The 19,645-nt window shown below is 67.9% G+C and carries 16 protein-coding genes; 3 read left to right on the top strand and 13 right to left on the bottom strand.

Translation table 11 applies throughout. From position 1 onward, the window contains the following. The 6 genes from DLJ59_RS07145 to DLJ59_RS07120 all read right to left on the bottom strand — a co-directional run bounded on the left by DLJ59_RS07145 (window position 1) and on the right by DLJ59_RS07120 (window position 8,887). A complete protein-coding gene (locus tag DLJ59_RS07145) occupies window positions 1–1,308 on the bottom strand; it encodes a condensation domain-containing protein (RefSeq protein ID WP_124771711.1) in 1,308 nt (435 codons plus the stop codon). Continuing rightward, window positions 1,308–3,107, bottom strand: a complete 1,800-nt coding sequence (locus tag DLJ59_RS07140) for a non-ribosomal peptide synthetase (RefSeq protein ID WP_158630799.1) — start codon at window positions 3,105–3,107, stop codon at window positions 1,308–1,310. Before DLJ59_RS07140 ends, DLJ59_RS07145 begins: the two co-directional genes overlap by 1 nt. Further along, window positions 3,104–4,075, bottom strand: coding sequence for a TauD/TfdA family dioxygenase (locus DLJ59_RS07135; protein WP_124771709.1), 972 nt, complete (start codon window positions 4,073–4,075; stop codon window positions 3,104–3,106). The genes DLJ59_RS07140 and DLJ59_RS07135 overlap by 4 nt, the downstream gene beginning before the upstream one ends. An 83-nt stretch (window positions 4,076–4,158) precedes the next feature. Further along, window positions 4,159–6,027 (bottom strand): condensation domain-containing protein, encoded by a 1,869-nt coding sequence (locus tag DLJ59_RS07130; protein ID WP_124771708.1) that lies wholly within the window; start codon window positions 6,025–6,027, stop codon window positions 4,159–4,161. A 129-nt stretch (window positions 6,028–6,156) separates the two neighbouring features. Beyond that, window positions 6,157–7,716, bottom strand: a complete 1,560-nt coding sequence (locus tag DLJ59_RS07125) for an aldehyde dehydrogenase family protein (RefSeq protein ID WP_124771707.1) — start codon at window positions 7,714–7,716, stop codon at window positions 6,157–6,159. 364 nt (window positions 7,717–8,080) lie between these two features. Then, a complete protein-coding gene (locus DLJ59_RS07120) occupies window positions 8,081–8,887 on the bottom strand; it encodes a phospholipase A2 (protein ID WP_124771706.1) in 807 nt (268 codons plus the stop codon). A 992-nt stretch (window positions 8,888–9,879) separates the two neighbouring features. On the opposite strand from DLJ59_RS07120, the gene DLJ59_RS36265 reads away from it, so the two are divergent. Continuing rightward, window positions 9,880–10,041 carry a hypothetical protein gene (locus tag DLJ59_RS36265; protein WP_158630798.1) on the top strand — a complete coding sequence of 54 codons (162 nt, stop codon included), beginning with the start codon at window positions 9,880–9,882 and terminating at the stop codon, window positions 10,039–10,041. Here the strand turns inward: DLJ59_RS36265 and DLJ59_RS07115 are convergent. The 7 genes from DLJ59_RS07115 to DLJ59_RS07090 all read right to left on the bottom strand — a co-directional run bounded on the left by DLJ59_RS07115 (window position 10,019) and on the right by DLJ59_RS07090 (window position 15,080). Then, on the bottom strand, window positions 10,019–10,369 hold the full coding sequence (locus DLJ59_RS07115) for a hypothetical protein (protein WP_124771705.1): 351 nt from the start codon (window positions 10,367–10,369) through the stop codon (window positions 10,019–10,021). The genes DLJ59_RS36265 and DLJ59_RS07115 overlap by 23 nt on opposite strands. Further along, window positions 10,366–11,103, bottom strand: a complete 738-nt coding sequence (locus DLJ59_RS07110; protein WP_124771704.1) for a hypothetical protein — start codon at window positions 11,101–11,103, stop codon at window positions 10,366–10,368. Before DLJ59_RS07110 ends, DLJ59_RS07115 begins: the two co-directional genes overlap by 4 nt. Window positions 11,104–11,135: 32 nt before the next feature. After that, window positions 11,136–11,612: a site-specific integrase gene (locus DLJ59_RS36865; protein ID WP_208648580.1), complete on the bottom strand. Its 477-nt coding sequence runs from the start codon at window positions 11,610–11,612 to the stop codon at window positions 11,136–11,138. Then, window positions 11,609–12,493, bottom strand: coding sequence for a site-specific integrase (locus DLJ59_RS36860; protein WP_208648579.1), 885 nt, complete (start codon window positions 12,491–12,493; stop codon window positions 11,609–11,611). Before DLJ59_RS36860 ends, DLJ59_RS36865 begins: the two co-directional genes overlap by 4 nt. A 277-nt stretch (window positions 12,494–12,770) precedes the next feature. Further along, window positions 12,771–13,175: a site-specific integrase gene (locus DLJ59_RS37255; RefSeq protein WP_244235876.1), complete on the bottom strand. Its 405-nt coding sequence runs from the start codon at window positions 13,173–13,175 to the stop codon at window positions 12,771–12,773. Window positions 13,176–13,613: 438 nt separating this feature from the next. Continuing rightward, window positions 13,614–14,120: a hypothetical protein gene (locus tag DLJ59_RS37250; RefSeq protein ID WP_244235875.1), complete on the bottom strand. Its 507-nt coding sequence runs from the start codon at window positions 14,118–14,120 to the stop codon at window positions 13,614–13,616. A 285-nt stretch (window positions 14,121–14,405) separates the two neighbouring features. Next, the gene (locus DLJ59_RS07090) at window positions 14,406–15,080 is read right to left on the bottom strand and encodes a cytidylate kinase family protein (RefSeq protein WP_124771703.1); all 675 of its coding nucleotides are present in this window, start codon (window positions 15,078–15,080) and stop codon (window positions 14,406–14,408) included. Between the two features lie 422 nt (window positions 15,081–15,502). Here DLJ59_RS07090 and DLJ59_RS07085 point away from each other — a divergent pair, with 422 nt between their 5' ends. Both DLJ59_RS07085 and DLJ59_RS07080 read left to right on the top strand, forming a co-directional pair. Then, window positions 15,503–17,743, top strand: a complete 2,241-nt coding sequence (locus DLJ59_RS07085; RefSeq protein ID WP_208648578.1) for an ATP-dependent endonuclease — start codon at window positions 15,503–15,505, stop codon at window positions 17,741–17,743. Next, window positions 17,740–19,626 carry a UvrD-helicase domain-containing protein gene (locus DLJ59_RS07080; RefSeq protein WP_124771702.1) on the top strand — a complete coding sequence of 629 codons (1,887 nt, stop codon included), beginning with the start codon at window positions 17,740–17,742 and terminating at the stop codon, window positions 19,624–19,626. Before DLJ59_RS07085 ends, DLJ59_RS07080 begins: the two co-directional genes overlap by 4 nt. The last annotated feature ends 19 nt before the right edge of the window (window positions 19,627–19,645 follow it).

Below are 19,645 nucleotides of genomic sequence, written 5' to 3'. Positions count from 1 at the left end.
TCAGGCGTCGACAGCGGCCAGGCGGCTGGTGAGGCCGGCGAAGCGGCGGCTCACCGCGCCGGCGGTTGCCTCGGAATAGATCGCGGCGTCGTACCCGACCATGCCGACGAGCCGTTGCGGCGCCTCGGTCAGGTGCAGGCTGAAGTCGCTCCACATGCCTACGGTGGGCAGCGCAGGAAACGACTCCAGCAGCAGGCCGCCGACCTGGGCCCGCACGGAGGCGGCGCCGGTGAACAGCGGGCCGAGGTTCTCGGCGTCGCTCGGGACGTAGTTGAAGGTGGCGTCGAACATCGGCGGCCGGCCGTCCACGGCACCGAACTCCGGCCGGCGGCGTGCCAGCAGCTCGTTGGGGTAGCTCTGGTGCTGGAACGACTCCTGCAGCTGCCGGCGCAGGTCGTTCACGACCGCCGGCAGGCCCCGGTCGGCCGGGGCGTCCACGACGACCGGGATCGTGTTGGTAAAGCAGCCGACCGTGGTGGCGAAGGCCGGCCGCCGCAGGGTCCGGGACAGGCCCAGCACGAGCGGTTCGGCTGCGTGGCCGGGCCGCAGCGTCGCCGCCCACATTCCGAGCAGGATCAGGTAGACCGGGACCCGCAACCGCCACGCGAGGGCGTTGAGTTCCCGTTTCACGGCGGCGTCGAGGCTGAACGGCAGGATGCTCTGATCGGTGGCGCGGCCGGGCCGTTCCCGGTCGGGTGGCACCGGCCGGGCCGGGCGCCGGGCCGGCAGCACCGAGTCCCAGTACGCGGCGGCCGAGTCGGCGGCCGGTCCACTGAGCATGGCCTGCTGGGCCTCGACGAACTCGCCGTAGCCGGCCGTCAGCGGGCGCAGCGCCGCCGGGTCCAGCCCGTTGCTGTAGAGCGCGAACAGCTCCGAGGCGCACAGCACCATCGAGGTCCAGTCGGTGACGGCGTGATGCATCGCGAAGAACACCACGTGGCCGTCGGCGCCGCGCTCCCAGACGGTCAGCCGGGCGGGTGCGCCACCGGCCAGGTCGAAGGGCTCCGTGTGCGCCGCACGCACCGCGGCGAGCACCTCCTCGGTGGACCAGCCGACCGCGTCGACGAGCCGCCCCTGCGGCCGGGTCTCCGCACGCGCCGACGCGACCAGGCTGCCGCCCTCCACTCCGTACGTGGTCCGCATCGCCTCGTGCCGGTCGGCCAGCAGGTCGAGGGCCGCGAAGAGCCGCTCCGGTCGCAGCCCGGACGAGATGCGGACCGCGGTACCGAGATTGCACGCCTGCGCTCCCGCCGCCTGCTGCAGGAACCACACCCCGCGTTCGGCGTACGACACGGCGCGCCCCGCCATCACGCGGCCCGCCAGGACGCCGGCTCGTCGCCTTGGGCGAGGATGTCCCGGGCGCGGGCGACCGCCGTCGGCCCGCGCTGCTCGCGGATGAGATCGGCGTGCGCGGCGACCGTGGGTGCGTCGTAGAAGACGTCGACGGTGAGTTCCGCGTCGAGCAGCTCGGCCACCCGGCCGACGATCCGCAGCATGGCCAGCGAATGCCCGCCGACATCGAAGAAGTCGGTGTTCGAGGCGACCGGCTTGCCACCGATGACCTGCTGCCACACGCCGATCAGCACGGCCTCCACCGGATCCGCGGCCTCGTCGGCCGGCCCGCTGTCGAGCGGCGCGGTGAACTCCCGCAGCGCGGCCGCGTCCACCTTGCCGCCCGCGGTCACCGGCAGCGCCGGTAGCACGACGACCTGGTCCGGCACCGCCGCGCGGGGCAGGAAAGCGGTCAGCGCATGGCGCACCTCGGTCGGGATCAGTTCCCGGTCGCCGGTGGGCACCACCGCGGCCAGCAGCCGCGCCGGCTCACCGACGGTCACCACCGCGGCAGCGGCGACCCCGTCGAGGGCCCGCAGCGCGCTCTCGACCTCGCCTAGCTCCAGCCGGACGCCAGCGCGTTTCACCAGACGATCCCTACGCGTTTCGAAGAACAGCCGGCCGCCACGGCACCGCACGACGTCGCCGGTGCGGAACATCCGCCCGCCCCGCGTCGGCGTGAACGGGTCGGGGACGAACCGCGCGGCGGTTCGGGCCGCGTCGCCGCGGTAACCGAGCGCGAGTTGCGGACCGCCGACGTACAGCTCACCGGCCTCACCGTCGGCGACCGGTGCGCCGTCCGGACCGAGCACATAGACCCGGGCGCCTGCGATGGGGGACCCGAGGTGCACCTCGCCGTCGCGGTCGAGCAAGGTTGCCGTCGCGTTGGCCGTCGCCTCGGTCGGCCCGTACAGGTTCCAGATGTCGACGGCGGGAAACGCTGCCCGGGTCCGCCGGAGCAGTTCGGCATCGAGGGCCTCACCGCCGAGCATCAGGCGCCGCAGCCGAACCGGGGGCCGCCCGGCGGCCGCCAACTCGTCGAGGACCGCGCCCCACATCGCCGGGACGCAGTTGAGGGCACTCGGCCCGGCATCGCCGAGCAACTCGGCGATACGCCGCGGGTCGCCCGCGGTGGCGTCATCGACCAGCCACACCGTCCCGCCGCCGATGAGCGGCCCGAGCAGTTGCTTGAGCGAGGCGTCGAAGGCCGGGGACGAGACGGCCGGCAGCGCCACGCCCGGTTCGAGCAGGACCGCGTCGCACCAGTTGAGATAGCGCAGCAGGTTGCCGTGGCCGACCGGGACGCCCTTGGGAGCTCCGGTCGAACCGGACGTGTAGATGACGTACGCGACATCGCTCGCGCCCACGGTCGGCAGGGCGGCGTCGTTCGGCGCCACGTCCACGCTCCCCGGCCGCAGCACGGTGACGCCGTCCGGCGCGTCCCGGTCTCCGACTCCGATGACGGTGGTGATGCCCGCGTCGGCGAGCACCGCGGCGAGCCGCCGGGGCGGTTCGTCGGGGGCCATCGGCACCACGACACCGCCGGCCCGGCCGATCGCACACATCCCGACGAGCAGATCGAGGCCGCGGGGCAGCCGGAGACCGACCGGGTCGCCGCGACGCACCCCCGTGTGCTGCAGGCGCAGGGCCAACGTCCGGGCCCGGGTCAGGAGTTCGGCGTACGTGATCGAATCGGTGCCGAAGCGGGCGGCGACGGCGTCCGGGCGACGCCGGCCGTGGCTGGCGAGGCGGTCGAGGTAGGTAGCGGGGTTCACGAGGTCACCCCGACCTCGACGTCGTCCCACGTCATGGCATGCGACATGGCGACCAGTACGCGGCGATCACCGCGGTAGGCCTCGCGACCGTGCGACATCAGCAGGTTGTCGACGATGAGCACGTCGCCGTCCCGCCACGCTGGGGCCGCCTTGAGCGGCCGTTCGATCTCGCGGATCAAGTCGACGGTCTCGGCAGGGATCGGTGTGCCGTCTCCGAACAACACCTGCTTGGGGAACAGCTCGGCGGGCAGCACCGCGGCCAGGCCCTCCCGCAGATCGCGGGGCAGGGCGGCCGGATGGAACGCGACCACCTGGTTGAACCAACACTCCTCGCCGGTGTCCGGGTGCCGCACCAAGGCGGGCCGCACCGTGCTGGTCCGCAGGACGCCGCCGGGGAGCCACTCGATCGAGCTCCCTCGGCGCGCGCACCACGCCTCCGCCTCTGCCCGGTCCTCTGTGCCGAAGGCCTGCTGCCACTGCAGCCCCATCCGCGGGTGGTAGGTACGCACGTACCGCACGCCGGTCTGCCGAAGCTTGTCGACCAACTCGCCGGGGAGCGCGGCCGCTAGAGCGCGGGTGTCGACCAGCGGCGTGGCCCCGCCCGACTCGGCCGCCCGCGTGCACCCGAAGTACAGGTAGCGCGGAAAGTCCGCGCCGTAGCAGGCCTCGTTGTGCTGCTCGATCACCTCCCCCGGCGGATAGTCGGTGGACGTGTAGACCCGGCCGCCGATCTCGGTGCGCGGGGTAGCGGCGTCGTGATATTCGAGGGGCTCACCGCCCATCGCCCGCACCACGGCGTCCAGACGCTCGGCGCTGCCGGGAGGAAACCCACGGAACCGCACCGCGCCGACGTCGTTCAGCTGGGCCACGACGGTGCCGCGTGCGGCACGGACCGCCTCCGGCAGGTCCGTCGTCCCGGGCGTCGGTCGCTGATCGAGGGGATATCGGAGCTGCGTGGACAGGGTCATCGGTCACCTTTCGAGGGCAACGGGGGCATGCGGGATGGCACCGACGGCGGCGGGGCCGGCGGTCTCTGCAGGACGTGCGGGGGTTAGCCGGCGTGAACGACCACTGGATCGCCGGAGTGCAGCGCGACGACCGCCTCCGCGAGGTCTCCCAAGGGGCGGAACCCCAGGAAGTCGGTGTACGTGAGCCCAACCAGGCCTTCCGCCGTGAGTTCGGCGAGCACCCGCCACAGGTCGGCGGTCCGGCCGCCCTGCGGCAGATAGGGTGAGGACGCCGTCCACGACGAGCCGGGGCGGGCCCGGCGCAGCGCCGACTCGAAGACCGCCCAGCGCAGCGTCTCGGGCGTGCGGTCGTCGGGTTCCCGGCCGTCGGTCGGCGGTGCCGGGCGCAGCACGAACGCGTCCGGCACGACCGTGCCGGGCAACTCGGTCAGCAACTCGGTCAGGTGGCAGCGCAGACCATGGGCGGTCAGCCCGGCTGCCGCCGTGACGTGCAGGGTCAGCGCCCCGCTCGGCTCCACCAGGACGGCGGCGTCGGAGACCGCGGGGTGACGCCGGGCCGCCGCGACGATCCCGTCCCGGTGCACCCAGGAACCGTCCCGCTCGATCCAGCCCGCGTCCCGCTCCGACACGGGCACGTCCGCGAGGTCGAGGAGTTCGTCGACCGACGAGTCCGGGTGCTCGGCGGCGATGGTGAGGAAACGGTGCATGGCAGAGACCAGCGCGGTCGCCGTGCCGGACTCGATCAGCGCGGCGTCGAATCGGACGGCGTACCGGACGTCGGCGCCGACGACCTGCACCACGAGTTCGAACGGGTCACCCAGGTCGTGCTCGATGGCGCGCACCGACCAGTCCGTTGGCACGATGGCGCCGGAGGTGTCACCCGCCGCACCCACCGGCGAAAAGTTGAACGACGGCATCACCGACACATTGCGGCCCCAGCTAAACTGTTGGCGCACCCGCGTGTCGGTGAATGTGTCGTAATCGTGGTGGCCGAATCGATAACTGTCCAGAAGGCCGCCCTGCGCTCGTTGCAGGAAGTCTCGGAGTCGCTCACCGCCTTTCTGCTCCACCACTAGCGGAAGGGTCTGATAAAGACAGCCGACCACATTCACTTTTTCCGGCGAGAACCGGTTCGACGAGTATACGTTCACCGGCACCCTGGCCATTCCGAGGAAACGCCCGACGATGGCGGCGTAGGCACCGAGGAACACCGCCGAAACCGGCACCCCGGACCTTTTGGCGACGCGTTCGCAGGCGGCCGCGCCGGGCGTCGCGAGCAGGGCCTCCGTCGGCAGCGGTCCGGCCACCGACGCCGGCTCGACGGGCAGTGTGGTGGCTGGCATCGCCGCTGCCACCGTGGTCCACCGCCGCAGCGACGCCGCGCTCTGCCGCAGGCCGGCCGCCGACTGCTGCAGGGCCGCGTCGCTCAGCGGGCCGCCCAGCCGCGGCAGGGGCGCCGGGACGCCTCGACGGACCGCGGCGAGGTGTCGCCCGAATGATGCGGCGAGGACCTGCCGGGACGCCCCGTCGGTGCTGATGTGGTGGACGACCAGTGCCAGCCAGCGGACTTGCTCGCCGTCGGTGACGAGCACAGCGCTGACCGGCGGGGCGGCGGCGAGGTCGAACTCCTGGCGCAGGACCTGCCCGACGAACGCCTCCACCGCCGACCGCTCGTCGGCCGCGCCGGACACGTCACAGAGGGCGACCGGGGGCCGGAAGTCGGGCTCGACCACCTGCACCGGGCCGGTCACGACGTCCGCCGGGTACCGCGCACGGAGGGCCTGGTGTTCCTGGACCAGGCGGTGCAGCGCCTCGACACAATCGCTGACGCCGACGCCCGCCGGAACGGCCCAATAGGTCAATACGTTATTGCGCCACCGCCCACCCGGCAACGTCGAATGGTAGAGATACCAATGCATCTTCTGCGCCCAGGTGAGCGGAGCCTTGTCCATGACATATTCCCCCCGTGAACGACTGCCGCGCAAACACTAACAGCCAACGATGCGTCGCACAGCCCGCCAAACTCATCTGGCGACTAAGCGCCAGTCGAAGATCGAAGGATTAAGCTTTTCCCGCACCGGTCACCAGGCGAGGCGGAAATCTGGATCCGCCGCCACTCGACCGGTGTCGATCTGCGCTCGTTGCAGGCCACCGGAATAGTCCCAATTGACCGCCTGCCATCGGCTGAACTGGTCGAGCACCCAGATGCCGGACTGTCGGCTGCCGTTGCCGGACCGCCCGTTGCCGCCGAACGGCAGGTGCGCCTCGGCGCCCGAGGTGGAGTTGTTGACCGACAGCATCCCGGCCCGCACACCACGGCGGACGCCGAAGACCGTCGCCGGGTCATGGGTGTAGACCGAGCTGGACAGCCCGTAGCCGGGTCGGTTCGCCAGCTCGATCGCCTCGTCCAGCCCGCGGTACGTCGTCACGCCGATGATCGGGCCGAAGGTCTCCCGCAGGAACAGCTCGTCGTCCGGCCGCAGACCGGTGACGACGACCGGGTGATAGTAGTGACCCTTCTCCGGATCGCCGACGAAGCCACGTCGCGGGTTCTCCGCGCAGATACGACCCGTCGCGGTCGAGCCGGACGTCCGGTGGTGCGGCTGGATCCAGGATAGATAGTCCTCGAAACGGCTGGCGAATACCTCGGAGATCAACGGGCCGAAGAGGACGTCCGCCCGCGGGTCGCCGATGATCGCGGCGTCGACCGCCCGCCCCAGCCGCGCCACGAACGCGTCGTGGACCGACTCGTGGACGATGGCCGTGCCCAGCGAGGTGCACCGCTGTCCCGCTGTGCCAAATCCGGAGAACAGCGCGCCCTGCACGGCCAGATCGAGGTCCGCATCGGCCGCCACGATCATCGGGTTCTTGCCGCCCAGTTCGAGGCACGGCGTCTGCAGGTGCCGCCCGCAAAGCTCGCCGATCCGGACGCCGACCTCCGACGAGCCGGTGAAGCCGACCTTGTCCACCAGCGCCGACTCGAGCCCGCGCGACAGCGCCTCGAAGGTGGTCGCCCCGTCGGCGTGCACGATCTCCAGCACACCGGCCGGCACGCCCGCCGCACGCGCCAGGCTGAGCAACGCGTCGGCGCAGGCGGCGGAGTACTCGGCCGGCTTCCACACCACCGTGTTGCCGCAGAGCAACGCCGGCACGAGATACCAGGACGGCACCGCCACCGGGAAGTTGCCGGCGGTCACCGTCACGACGACGCCGACCGGCTCCCGAAAGGTGAACAACTGCTTGTTCGGCATCTCGCTGGGCACCGTCTGCCCGTACAAACGTCGCCCCTCCCCCGCGAAGAAGGTGCAGGTGTCGATGACTTCTTGCACCTCGCCCCGGGACTCAGCCAGCGGCTTGCCGACCTCACGCGTGACGAGCGCGGCGAGGCGCTCGGCGTTCGACTCGACCAGGCGGCCGAATGCGGCGATGACCTGCCCGCGCACCGGAGCTGGTGTGGCGGCCCAGGCGCCCTGCGCGAGTTTGGCTGCCCGGAAGGCGCCGAGCAGTCCGTCCACGTCGGTCAGGACCACCTCGGCGACGGTGTCGGAAAGGTCAGCGGGGTTGACCGACCGGAACACCCGGCCGTCGGCCGGGACGGTGCCGGCCGAGATGTCAGGCGTGCTGGAGTGGATCGTTGGCATGGCAGTGCCTTCCTCGGCTCTCGACTGCTCGGTCGGTCGGATCCTGACTTCCGCCGGACCCGTCGTTGCCCCGCCGCGACCCAGTTGTCCGGCCCCGCCGGTGGCAGCCGCGACGGTCGCGCCGATCTGGTCCGTGGCGGTTGCTGGCCAGCGCCGCAAGCATCGACCCTGGCCGGGGCCGATCACGCCGCCAGGGCCGTAAGACGGCTCATCACTGGCAGGAAACAAGCAACCCGTCGGGTCGGGCGCGGCGAGGATCTCCGCGCAGCGCAGCCACGGGAGATCCTCGCTCTCGTCCGGATGTCATCACGCCACGGATGTCCGTCGGCCGCGGCCCCGGATGCCAGGGCCCCGGCCGGTCCGGCTAATTGTCGTCGCCGAACGCGGTCACCGCGGCCCAGTACACCGCGGCCACGCTGATGCAGCTGTTGCGCATGGCGCTCGAGCTAGGATACGCGAAGGTGCAATTGTTGCCTAGGTGCTGGTACAGCGTGTTGTCACAGTTGAGCTTGTTGTTGCCGGGCGCCTCATAGCACATGTCGTGCCGCGCGCACGGGCCCCGGAAGTCAGCGGCGAGGTAGGAATCCGGCGAACTCGTGCAGTAGTCGTGCAGGCTGCCGAGCGACGGGTTGTAGACGTAGTTCGCCGGGACGGTCACCTTGGTGACCGCGGCGGACGGCCCGGTCCGGGTCGAGGCCGCGGGCACGCGAACCGGGTTGTAGCCGGACGCGAGGACGGTCAGTGGATAGGCGGCGGCGTCGGCGACCGGCACCGACCGCACCAGGCTCCCGCCCTCGATCCGATAGGTAGCGGCCAGCAGCTCGCCGTTCGCCCCGAGAGCGTAGGGGGCGTCGTACGCACCGACGACCTCGCCCTCGGCGTTCCTGACCACCACCTCGCCTGCGGACGACCGATCCGGTCCGGCCGAACGGGCCAGATGGAGGCTTGCGCCCGCCGGGAGGGCGACCGTGGTCGGGAAGGAGTGCGGCGACTTGGGCCCCTTCACCACGGCCGGCGCCAAGTCAGCGGCAGGCGACGCCGACACCGTGACGACCGCCGGCCGCTCGATGGCCGCCTCCGCGCCGGACGGACTCAGGGCCAGCGCACTCAAACCCGTACAGACCGCAAGCAGCCCCGCTTTAATTCTCATCCGATTCCCCGTTTCTTGCACTGTGGAGTGTGGTCACCAATTCGATTTGCGTGCATCAATCGAGTTGATTCACGGGGACGCTAGCACGGCCCAGCCGCGAGGGCCATGTCGATATATTCATGATCGGAACAGTGCGGCAAGCACCGATCAGCGCAGCTCACGCCAGGAGTACGGCACCGCAGGCCGCCACTGTCGAGCGATGGCCACTTCTGGTCACTGCGTCTCACGGACTACGATTTCCCACCCGGAGAGCGCATCGAATGGCGCGTACTCGCCACAGACCTTGCGACCAGAATCGCCGCTCGGTACCTTGGCGCGAGTCCACACCGAGTCGAGCGCGTTCCGCAGCGCGCCCGCGGACCGGCCGGTGGACAGCGAAAGTGAATCGATACGGGAGTCCCGCGAACATGAGTACGGGCTTGGTCGCACCGGCCGGTGCGCCGTCGGACACCGCGCCGGCGGCGTCCGGAGCCGCGCAGCCCCGCCGCTGCTGTGCACCTCCGGAGGGGGAGGCACCGCAGCACCGCACGTCACGGCGTAGGCACACGGGCACGTCTTTCTTTCCGGCACGCGCTCTGATGGCCCGGCCGTCTGCCGCCACCACGCGTCGCAACGCCGATCATCTGTCGCGAACCCACCGTCCACTCGGACACCCCATCCACTGGGATGACTCCGCACCGATTCCACGTCATGAGGGCCCACGCGATCGGCACGATCGCCGGGGCGGGTAACCGGGACGGCTGTCGTTCGGCGGCCGGAATTCGTTCGGAAGAGGAGCGAACATCAGCACCCAACTCGCCAACGAGCGTCCATCCCTGGCCCGGGCGGCGCATTCTCGGCAATCACCGCCGTCACCCATTCGGTTGCCGCAATAAAATCGTCTATGCCCGACCGGCAATGGTCCCTTTCCGTAACCGTCCGCCAACACGACGACGAGGTGGTGACCGACAGCGCCGAGGGTCGCAACACGGCCCGGCTACCACCACCTGTACCCGTACGGCAGGATTCGGCTAGTGAAGTTCAACTTCGACGTCGGCGTCCAGGAGCGGCACGAGGTGTCGTTCTCGTTCAGCAAGTTCTGGGGTGGCCTGTCGATCCTGGTAGACGGCCATCCTGTCCGCCAGGAACTGCGAGTTCTGTCGGTCGAGCTTGTCAAGCGGTACGAGTCTCGATGACTGTCGCCCTGGCCTGTCGGCGTAGGTTGCGCCAGACCGCCCAGAACGACGACGGGCCGGTGCTCAGCTCCCGTCCGCTGGCCATTAGCCGGTGCAGCAACAGGTAGAGCCCACCGGGATGGTGCAGCTCCCGACCGGGAGGACCGATCTCCCATGTCACGGTTTGCACCCACCGTCCGGCGCCGCGACGTCGCTTGGTCAGCTGGACCTCCACGGCGCGTCCGTCTAGCAGCCGGTGGTGCGCCGGCAGTTCCTTGACCGTCTCGATGTTGCGGCCCGTCACCGCGACCAGGAGGACCAGCATCGCCGGCACGTCCCGGCGGGTCACGAACAGCGGCTCGGCAAGCTCCTGCCGTGAACGGTGGGCATTGAAGCCCTGCCCCCTTTCTGGCGCAGCAACTCCCTCGGCGGCGATTTTGGCCAGCCGCAGGGCGTCGGCCCGCTCCATATCGTCAGCCGCGCCGGCTCGAGCGACATCCGGCCCAGCAACGTCTCGGTGGCCTGGAGCCGGTCACGCAGCTGCATGACGTCACGGCGGGCGGTGTCGACGATCAGTGCCAGCTCACGGTCGCTGTATCCGGCCGTGCCCCCGCCGGGCGTGCCCACGCCGCGCAGCCGTAACGCGCCGATCGCCGCCGCATCGATCACGCCGGCTGCCGGCTCCAGCCGCAGCAGCCGCCACACGTGATCCGCTCTGCGAGCGCCATAGACCGGCCCCACCCGGCCGATCTCCGCAGCGGTGTAGGCGTTGACGTGCGCAACCGTCAACGCCGACGGGTCACCCGGGCAGTCAGAGAGCGCCTCCAAGAACCGCAGGAACGCACGAAGGTTGTTCCACGCCGCCAGCGACGACGTCGATGTGCGCAACCCGCCGGCCGGTCCCACCCGCTGCACCAGCACTTCCGCCAACACCGGATGCCAGCCCGGCAGCGGGCACTGCGCGAAGTCGAACGTCCGCCGCCGACCGTCTTCACCCTCGAACTCGACGACCGGGTTGCCGGCGCTGCTCACCTGGCGCACCGAGCTCGGCGCGTATGCGCCGGAGGGCAGCGGTGCGCGCACGCCCGGCCGGGTGCTGCCCCGGCCGGTCCGGGTCACGCCCGCACCGCCAACACACCAGATGCCGCAGGCGCCGGATCCTCCCAGCCGTCAGGCACCAGCGCCATCCTCGTTTGCATCTCAAGCTCGGCCAGCGCGTGCAGGTAGATCTGCGTCGTCAGCACCGACCGGTGCCCGAGCCGGCGACGCACCCAGTCCAGCGGGTCACCGAAAATGCGGGTGTAGTGCTCCCGCTGCGGCGCCACCATCTCAGTTGGTGCAGCGATGTGCCCGCGCTGCAGCTGCTCCAACGTCACCACCGCGAACGTGTGTCGCAGCATATGCGCGTGACACCGCACCGACAGCCCCATCGCCGCGCACCGCCGGTTCGCCTCGGCGAACATCGCCTTCCACGCCGACACCGATAGCGGCAGACCGCTCTCACCCAGCCAAAACCACGCTGGAGTCAACCCGCCCGGGCCATCGACGAGCAACCGCTGCCGCTCAGCGAACCCCAACTGCGCCACTTTCACCCTCTCCGCCGAGCCGGCGCGCCGCGCCACCTCACGATCCGGATCCTCGACCACCCACGGAGCCGCCGCCACGCCGCGTACCGGCCCGCCGCCCGCGCCTGCTCCACCACCTCGGCGCGGTCCCACTCGACATACGCGGCCAGGTCGAGTGCGATCGACGCCGGCACGTAGACCCACCGCGCGGACCGGCCCTTCGCGACCGCCTCGCTCAGCCAGAACCGCTGATAGCCGCCCTCACCCCGACCGAGCGGAACGTCGAACACCGTCAACGCCGCCTGCTCGGACAACCGCAGCCCCGTACGGACCATCAAGTCGCAGAACCCGCTATTGCGGCCAGCCCACCGACCACGGAACCCCGCCCTGGGCAGCCCATCGGCGGTGAAGCCTCGCACCCCGACATCGCGCCACCGCCGATACGACTCCGGCGGCAGCCACTGCACCCGCTCCCGCACCACGTCATGCGAGTACGTCGCCGGCCGCTGCTCATCCAACGTCCGAGCACCAGCCCGCCCAGCGCCGAAACCAGCCGGCCGGCGCGACACCTGCGGCACCGGATTACTCACCACGTGACCGCGGCGCACCGCCCAGCGATAGAAGCGGTTCACCGCAGCGACCTCCCGGTCCCACGTCGCACCGGCCACCCGAGGCCCATCTGGATCCCGACGCCGCCACACGAGGTAGGCGACATGATCAGATTCGGTGGCGTCCCGCCACGACCGCTTCCCTCGCGCCGACCACAGAAACGACAGGAACGCCGCAAGATCCCGCGCATACCCTGCCTGCGTCGTCACCGCCGCCGCCCGCATCGCAGGATCGAGGAAGAACCCGTTCAACGCCACGTCGTACTCCAGCGACGGCGACACCAGAAACGGCGTTCTCAACGAACGAGACCGGCTCCGCCGACCCACTCGCAGTCTGGCATCTGCTGCAACGGATCGAGGCCTGAGCGCGGGTACGCCTGGCACAGTCGGCCGGGCGCACCCACCCGCTCACTTCAGGCCAGAGGATGAGGCTCGCCCGTGAGAGCCGCCAAGGCGACGGCAACCTCGTGGAGGCTCGCGCGAACGTACGTGGTGGTGGTGCCGGCGTCACTGCCACCATCGGAATGCCCCGCGTACTCGCGGGCCACAGCGTAGCCGAAATTCCGCTCAACCCACGTCAGCGTCGTGTGTCGCAGCCAGTGCGTACTGACCGCTGCACGTACACCCACTGAAGATGCTCGCCGATCCGCACCCACAGGTGGTCGTAGCGGCGGTATGTGATGGGCTGCCCGTTGCGGTATCGCAGCAACTGACCTTCCCCCGTCGCGTGCCGGTCCTCGGCATGCGACTGCAAGTGCCTCATGAGGGTCGGCGACACCGGCTGCCACCGAACCGTGTCACCCTTTTCCCGCAGGAGGATCAGGCACTGTTCCGGGTCCAGGTCGATCGGACGAAGCGCCAGCGCGCCACCCCGACGACATGCCGTCTCGGTGTGCAGCCGGAGCAGCAGGCTGTCCAATGCAGGATCATCACCCGTACTCGCGGCAACGGCATTGATCTCTGCCAACCGTGTGTCGGCCACTGCTCGCCTCGTGCTGGGCAGGCGCCGCGGCTTAGCTACCTTGAGAGCGGGGTTATCCGCCGCAGCGATGTGTCCGTCAGCGACCGCTCGCCGGTAGAGGCACCGCAACGAGGCGATCAGGTGCTCTGCCGCGCTTCGACCGCCTCGTGCATTTCGCCGAGCGACCACGTGCGTCTTGACGTACTCCGCAAGCTGCTCGATCTCCGATGGGGTGGGTTCATTGAGTCGCCTCTGCCCCACTGTTCCAAGACCCGCTTCCAATACGATCCGTAGGCACGCCGCGTTCCATCGCTGACCGCCGCCGACACGATTGGTACGTAATCTGCGAACGTCGGCGCCTGCGGGCGCTTCGTCGCCGCCTCAATGAGGTCACCGGGGGATATTCCCATCCTCGCGAGCAACAACCGAGCGGCGTCCAACTCAGCCTGGCTCGCCGTGTCACTCATGCTGCTCACCGCCGAGAGCAGCAGCGTGTATCTGAGCGACCACCGCGTCCAAGGTTGCGGGTGGATGCACGATAAGCACGCCGGCAATGGGGTCCGCCGCCAGCAGCAACCAGTCGCCAGGCTGGAGGCCGCACCATTTCCGGGCGGCTGCCGGCAGATGTAGATGACCTTGACCTGTCAGGGTAAAGACGCCCTGCGGGTCCCGACGGACGACAATGAGGCCGGCGCTCTCGCGGATTTGAAGGCGCGTACCGCAGCCCCATCCGAAAGCGCGGACGATCATTCGATCAGCGATCCGGCCACTGACATCAATAGCAGCCAGGCCGTAGACCGACGCGCTTTTCCGGGCTGCTGGAAGGTCAGGCAGGGGCAATGGTGGGCGCCGCAGCGTGCCTAGCCGCCGGTCCGTCCCCTTGCTCTGCGCGGGAGGCGTCAACGGTGGAATAAGAGGAGCAACGGTCATATCAGCCACGGCGGTCACCGCCGCCGAGCGTCGCATCCGTCGAGACTGTCGCGGAGATACCTTCCGCGTGGTCAAGCGGGCTTGACCACCAGTACGTCAAATACAGCAGGGATGCTTCAAATTTGTGTCCGAGGATCGACACGAACCGATGCCCAACGCGGGATGTGCCTTATCGGCGCTATCCCGCTCGGCTGAAGATCAGCCTACCTTGACGGGTCCCGAGCCAGGAGTTCGGGACCCCGTCTTTGCTCGCAAGCCCTCGGCCGGGCGCGCCTCCACGACCCGACGTGGTGCGCGCCCATAGCCCTTAATTGAAGGCCGTCAGCATGTTTGAGTCTCCCACGCCGGCCGCTGTGGCTCGTCGTTGTACACGATGACGTCGACGTGATCGGTCGGGCGAACCGTAGCGAAGTAGAGCTGTTGGGAGGGGATGTAACGCTCGCGCCAGCGTCGTTCGACGTCGGCCCGAGGTGATGCCAGGCTCTCTCGGATCACTGCACGATCCACGGTCTTGTCGAGCGTGGTCGACACGAAGATGCGTAGGTCCCATCGATCGATCAGTTCTGGACGCATCAGGAAGACGCCGTCGAAGACCAGCACGGCGTCGGCGGGGGTAGTCGTGACCGACGGACACAGCGCAGTATCCGTAGTGCGGTCGTAGACCGCGTGCTGGCATCGTCGATCTCCGCCCGGGCCAAGCGGATCGAGCAGAACCCGGTTCAGCGCCTCGTAGTCGTGGGTGTCGAAGTAGCAGCCTTCGGCCGAGTACTCGCCGCGCGGATAGCGCTGTGCCCGGGGGAAGAGGAAATCGTCGATCGTCGCGCGGATGACGTCGCGGCCCTGTGCGCGCAAGACGACGGCCAGCTCGTCGGCGAGAGTGGTCTTGCCTGCGGCGGGCGGTCCGTCGATAGCTACACGCGCGGGGTGTGCGAGCGTGACGGACCCGACCGCCTCAGCCAGGCGGCCGAGCAACTCGTGGCGGGTGCCTTGGTCCATATCCTGCCTCGTCCTGCTCTCGCGGAGGTCGCCGTGTCGAGTTGACCTTATGCCCGCCAGCCTTTCTCGCACGTCACTCCCCGAATCGTGCGCGGGCGGACGCTCGCACGGCTGACCGGGCGGCTCTGACGAGCACCCAACAGGTGCAAGCACCGTGGAAGTCATGCCCCTCTGGACTTGCCTACCCTGGTTTCGTCGCCTACTTGACACTACCGGTGTTGGCGTTTCCGCAGCTAGTGGTAGATCATCGTTGGGTCACGCGAGCATCGCACTCGTTGACGACACAGCTAACCATCTGGCCTCAACGCGACGACGATCTGCGTCGCTGGATCAGGTCGGTCGCCGGAGGTGGAGCTAGGCGCCGTAAGAGGCATCACGGAGATGTTGAACGTCGCGCTCGGCAGCAGGCTCAACATTGATGGTTGAACACGCGCCATTTTGCGGCGCGCTTCTGCAATGAATGGAGCGGCGTGTACGTTAAAACTTTCCGTGTGAAAAACTTCCGGCGGTTGCGAGACGTCAGGATCGATCTGGACCCCGAGACGACGGTGTTCGTTGGCGCAAACAACAGTGGGAAGACCTCGGCCGCACAGGTGTTCCGACTGTTCCTCGGTGCCGAGAAAGAGCGGTTCCGGCTCTACGACTTCACCGCAGACTGCTGGGCCGAGTTTGACGCGTTCGACGCCGCTTCGGATGATCCCGACGAGCGGCTTCCGCGCATCGTTTTGGACATCTGGCTCGACCTGAACGGTGATGATGACAACCTTCACCGTGTCGTCGACTTTCTGCCCAATCTGAGTTGGAGTTCCGGCCTGGTAGGGATCCGCCTCTCGTACATGCCCAAGAACGGCAAGGCCCTAATCGAGAACTTCGAGGAGTACCGCAGCAGGGCACTGGCGGTCGAACGCCTAGAAGGTTCCGACTACGAACCGTGGCCGCGGTCGCTGACCGACTATCTAAGCCGTGAGCTGCGGCACGAGTACGAGATCACCTACGCGATCCTGGACGCCACCCACTGCGACGAGCGGCTGGAGCCGATTGCGGAATACGCCCCGTACACTGCACGCGGCAGCGCGAGCCGCCTCGGCGCCAAGCTCGAATCGTTGATCAAGGTTGACTTCCTTGACGCTCAGCGTCACCTGGTTGACGGCGAGAGTCGCGGTCGGGCCGAAGATCTGTCTCGGAAGTTGAGTGGCTTCTACTCTCGCAATCTCGAACAGCGGGAGAATGATCTCGCGGCGGTCGCTGCGATTGCGGACTCGGAACGACACCTCAATGAGCACTTCGCGAAGGTTTTTGAGCCTACCTTGGACAAGCTTGCCGACCTCGGCTATCCAGGCTTCGTCCATCCGCGATTGGTGGTGAAGGCTTCCTTCAATGCCCAGAGCGTCCTCAACAGCGGTGCCCGGGTTCACTACGCTCTACCTGCGGCCGGCGGCCCGATGGGCACATCTGAGCGAACGCTGCCCGACCAGTACAACGGGCTCGGCTTCAAAAATCTGATCTACATGGTCGTCGAGGTCCTGGACTTTCACCATCGATGGATCGATGCCGAAGGTGAGCGACCCCCGATCCACCTAGTGTTCATCGAGGAGCCCGAGGCACATCTACACGCTCAACTGCAGCAGGTCTTCATCCGCAAGATCCGTGAAATTCTTCCACAGGTTGAGTCGGCCTTCGCCACTCAGATGATCGTCACGACACACTCCGCTCACGTCATCTACGAAAAATCGTTTGAGCCGATCCGCTATTTTAAGCGGACCGGCGTAGACGGCAATGTCCATCACACCGATGTGAAGGATCTGATGACTTTCCGGGAGACGACGGAGGATGACACCAGGCACTTCCTTCGGCAATACCTGAAGCTGACCCACTGTGACCTTTTCTTCGCCGACGCTGCGATTCTGGTCGAGGGCAACGTCGAAAGGCTTCTACTGCCACTGATCATCCAAAAATCGGTGCCTGAGCTCCAGTCAAGCCACCTCACGATCCTTGAGGTGGGCGGGGCCTATGCCCACAAGTTCCAAGAACTGATTACGTTTCTGGAACTTCCCACGCTGGTCATCACCGACCTGGACAGCGTGCGAGGGCCGAGCCCCGACGCGGCCGCGACCGACTCCGACGAGGTGCCTGCAGCTAGGTCGGCGTGTATGACGACGCAGGCGGGCGCAGTTACGAGCAACGAAACCTTGGCCTCATGGATCCCCCGTATCCGATTGATCGACCAGCTTCTCGATGCGGACGAGGCTGCGAAATCCTCACCGGCCGCCGCCGGTACTCCGGGATGTATCCGAGTTGCGTACCAGACCCGCCGACCGATCACCTGGGGCGATCGGCAGACAGCCTTAGCTGGTCGCACCTTCGAGGAGGCATTCGCCTTGGAGAACCTCGGGTGGTGCCAGCATGAGGCACAGGCCGATCTCCGGCTCCGCGTCTCGGAAGCGGCGGCCATGACGTTAGAGGGCCTGCACGAGGAGATCTACAAGCGCGTCAAGTCCTTTGATAAAACCGACTTCGCTCTCGCGCTCATCACCAAGGACCACAACCAGTGGATCGCGCCGCAGTACATTGTAGACGGTCTCACCTGGTTACGAGATCGGGTCACGGTCAATCCGCCCGAAACCGCACCCTTGACTGCGATCGAAGCCGAGGTTGGTAAATGACCGGCCGGATCGATGCCCGAGACACGGATGCCGACCGACTGATCCGCGACGTCCTCGACCGCAAGGGAAAGGCCGGGTTCATCATCACCGCCGGCGCGGGTTCCGGGAAGACTACCTCGCTCGTCAAGGCTCTGGCGCACGTGACAGCAACCCGCCGTACCCAGCTCCGAGCGCGTACCCAGCGCATAGCCTGCATCACCTACACGGAGGTCGCCGCAGCCGAGATCCACGGCGATGTCCACGACGACCCTCTGGTCTATGTGTCGACGATTCACAGCTTCCTGTGGGACGCCGTCGCACCGTTCCAGTCGGACATCGGTGCCTGGATCAAGCGCCAACTCGCCGGCAAGCTCGACGAGCTCGGCGGCAAGATCGACAAGGCGAAGGCGCCCACAAAGCGTGACGCGTTGACCCAGGACCGAGCTCGCTACCAACGTCAACTAGACGGGCTCCACTCGGTCCGCAAGTTCACCTACAGCGTCGGACCCGATTACGGCAGGGGGCAGGTCGGACACGCGGATGTCCTCAAGATGGTGCCGCGGATGCTCCTGGAGCAACCGCTACTGGCAAAGGTCATTGCGACCCGCTTCCCGATCGTCTTCGTCGACGAAAGCCAAGATACGGAGGAGGACGTTGTCGCGAGTCTGATCCACATGTACAGAACCGTCAAGAGCGACTTCTGCCTTGGATTCTTCGGCGACCCGATGCAGCAGATCTACCCCACGGGCATCGGCCAGGTTCCAGCCGAGCCGGACTGGGCGCTAATCAACAAACCCGAAAACTTTCGCTCCTCGCGCCGGGTGCTCGAGGTCGTCAACCGGGTACGAGCCGCCGCCGACGGTAACAAGCAGACACCCGGCCGACCCGACGAACTCACCCCAGAGGGACACGCCTACTTCATTGTTCTGCCTGCCGATGCCGACCGTGTCGCCAGCATGGATGCCGTTCGCCGCTGGCTCGCGCACCGCACGTCGAGCGACGCCTGGTCCGCCGACGGACCTGACGGCGTAAAGATTCTCGTCGCCATGCATAAGCTCGCGGCCCGGCGACTCGGCTTCGCCAACCTGCACGCAGCTTTCCACCCGAAGAACCCACCCGCACTGGCCACCGCGTTCATCGAAGGCACAGCCTGGCCCATCACGCCGTTCGCCAACGTCATCCTGCCCTTGTGCGACGCCTCGAACGACAACGCCGCGCTCCGTATCCTGCGCAAGCACAGCGGTCTGATCCGTGACGACCTCGCTGGAGCGGGCGTCGTGCGGGAGCGACTAACTTCCGCACGCCAAGCCTTGACTGAACTACGTGGCCTCGTCGCCGCCGCCGGCCCCGGCTCGGTCGGCAAGACGTTACGGTTCGCACACCACGCCAGACTTATCGACCCGGTTCCACAACTCGCCCGATACCTCGACCCCGACGGACCCCACAGTGACCAGGTCCTGTCCGAGAAAGCCCGAGAAGTCCTCGATGCGTTCATGACGTGCGACGTGCACGAGCTCCAAGGCTACCTACGCTATGTCAGCCGTCAGTCGCCTTACTCGACGCAGCACGCGACGAAGGGTGCCGAGTTCCCGCGGGTCATCGTTCTGCTGGACGACTCAGAAGGAGTCCTGCCGGCATACTCCTACGACAAACTCCTCGGACTCGCTGAACTGTCGCAGACTGACCGCGAGAACAAGGCGAACGGCAAAGACACGACCGTCGAACGAAGCCGGCGCTTGCTGTACGTCTGCGTCTCACGCGCCCGGGAGGAGCTCGCCGTCATCGTCTACGCGGACAATGTCGAAGCGGCGATCCTATCCCTTAAGGTGTCCGGCCTAGCAGATGAACCACTGACGCTGACCGATCTCACCAACGACCTCAACGGAGATCCCAGCATCACGTAGAGCCGAGCTGCCGGTCGAG

The organism is Micromonospora inaquosa, assembly GCF_003857055.1.
GTDB lineage: Bacteria > Actinomycetota > Actinomycetes > Mycobacteriales > Micromonosporaceae > Micromonospora > Micromonospora inaquosa.
The sequence above is the reverse complement of the archived record's forward strand: the minus strand, read 5'-3'. Positions and strand labels throughout refer to the sequence as shown.

Bases quoted from the DNA above. Each gene is read 5' to 3' on its own strand.
- DLJ59_RS07145 (WP_124771711.1), bottom strand. From the start codon at position 1,308: ATGGCGGGGCGCGCCGTGTCGTACGCCGAACGCGGGGTGTGGTTCCTG.
- DLJ59_RS07135 (WP_124771709.1), bottom strand. From the start codon at position 4,075: ATGACCCTGTCCACGCAGCTCCGATATCCCCTCGATCAGCGACCGACG.
- DLJ59_RS07130 (WP_124771708.1), bottom strand. From the start codon at position 6,027: ATGGACAAGGCTCCGCTCACCTGGGCGCAGAAGATGCATTGGTATCTC.
- DLJ59_RS07125 (WP_124771707.1), bottom strand. From the start codon at position 7,716: ATGCCAACGATCCACTCCAGCACGCCTGACATCTCGGCCGGCACCGTC.
- DLJ59_RS37250 (WP_244235875.1), bottom strand. From the start codon at position 14,120: ATGCGACGCTCGGCGGCGGTGACCGCCGTGGCTGATATGACCGTTGCT.
- DLJ59_RS07090 (WP_124771703.1), bottom strand. From the start codon at position 15,080: ATGGACCAAGGCACCCGCCACGAGTTGCTCGGCCGCCTGGCTGAGGCG.
- DLJ59_RS07080 (WP_124771702.1), top strand. From the start codon at position 17,740: ATGACCGGCCGGATCGATGCCCGAGACACGGATGCCGACCGACTGATC.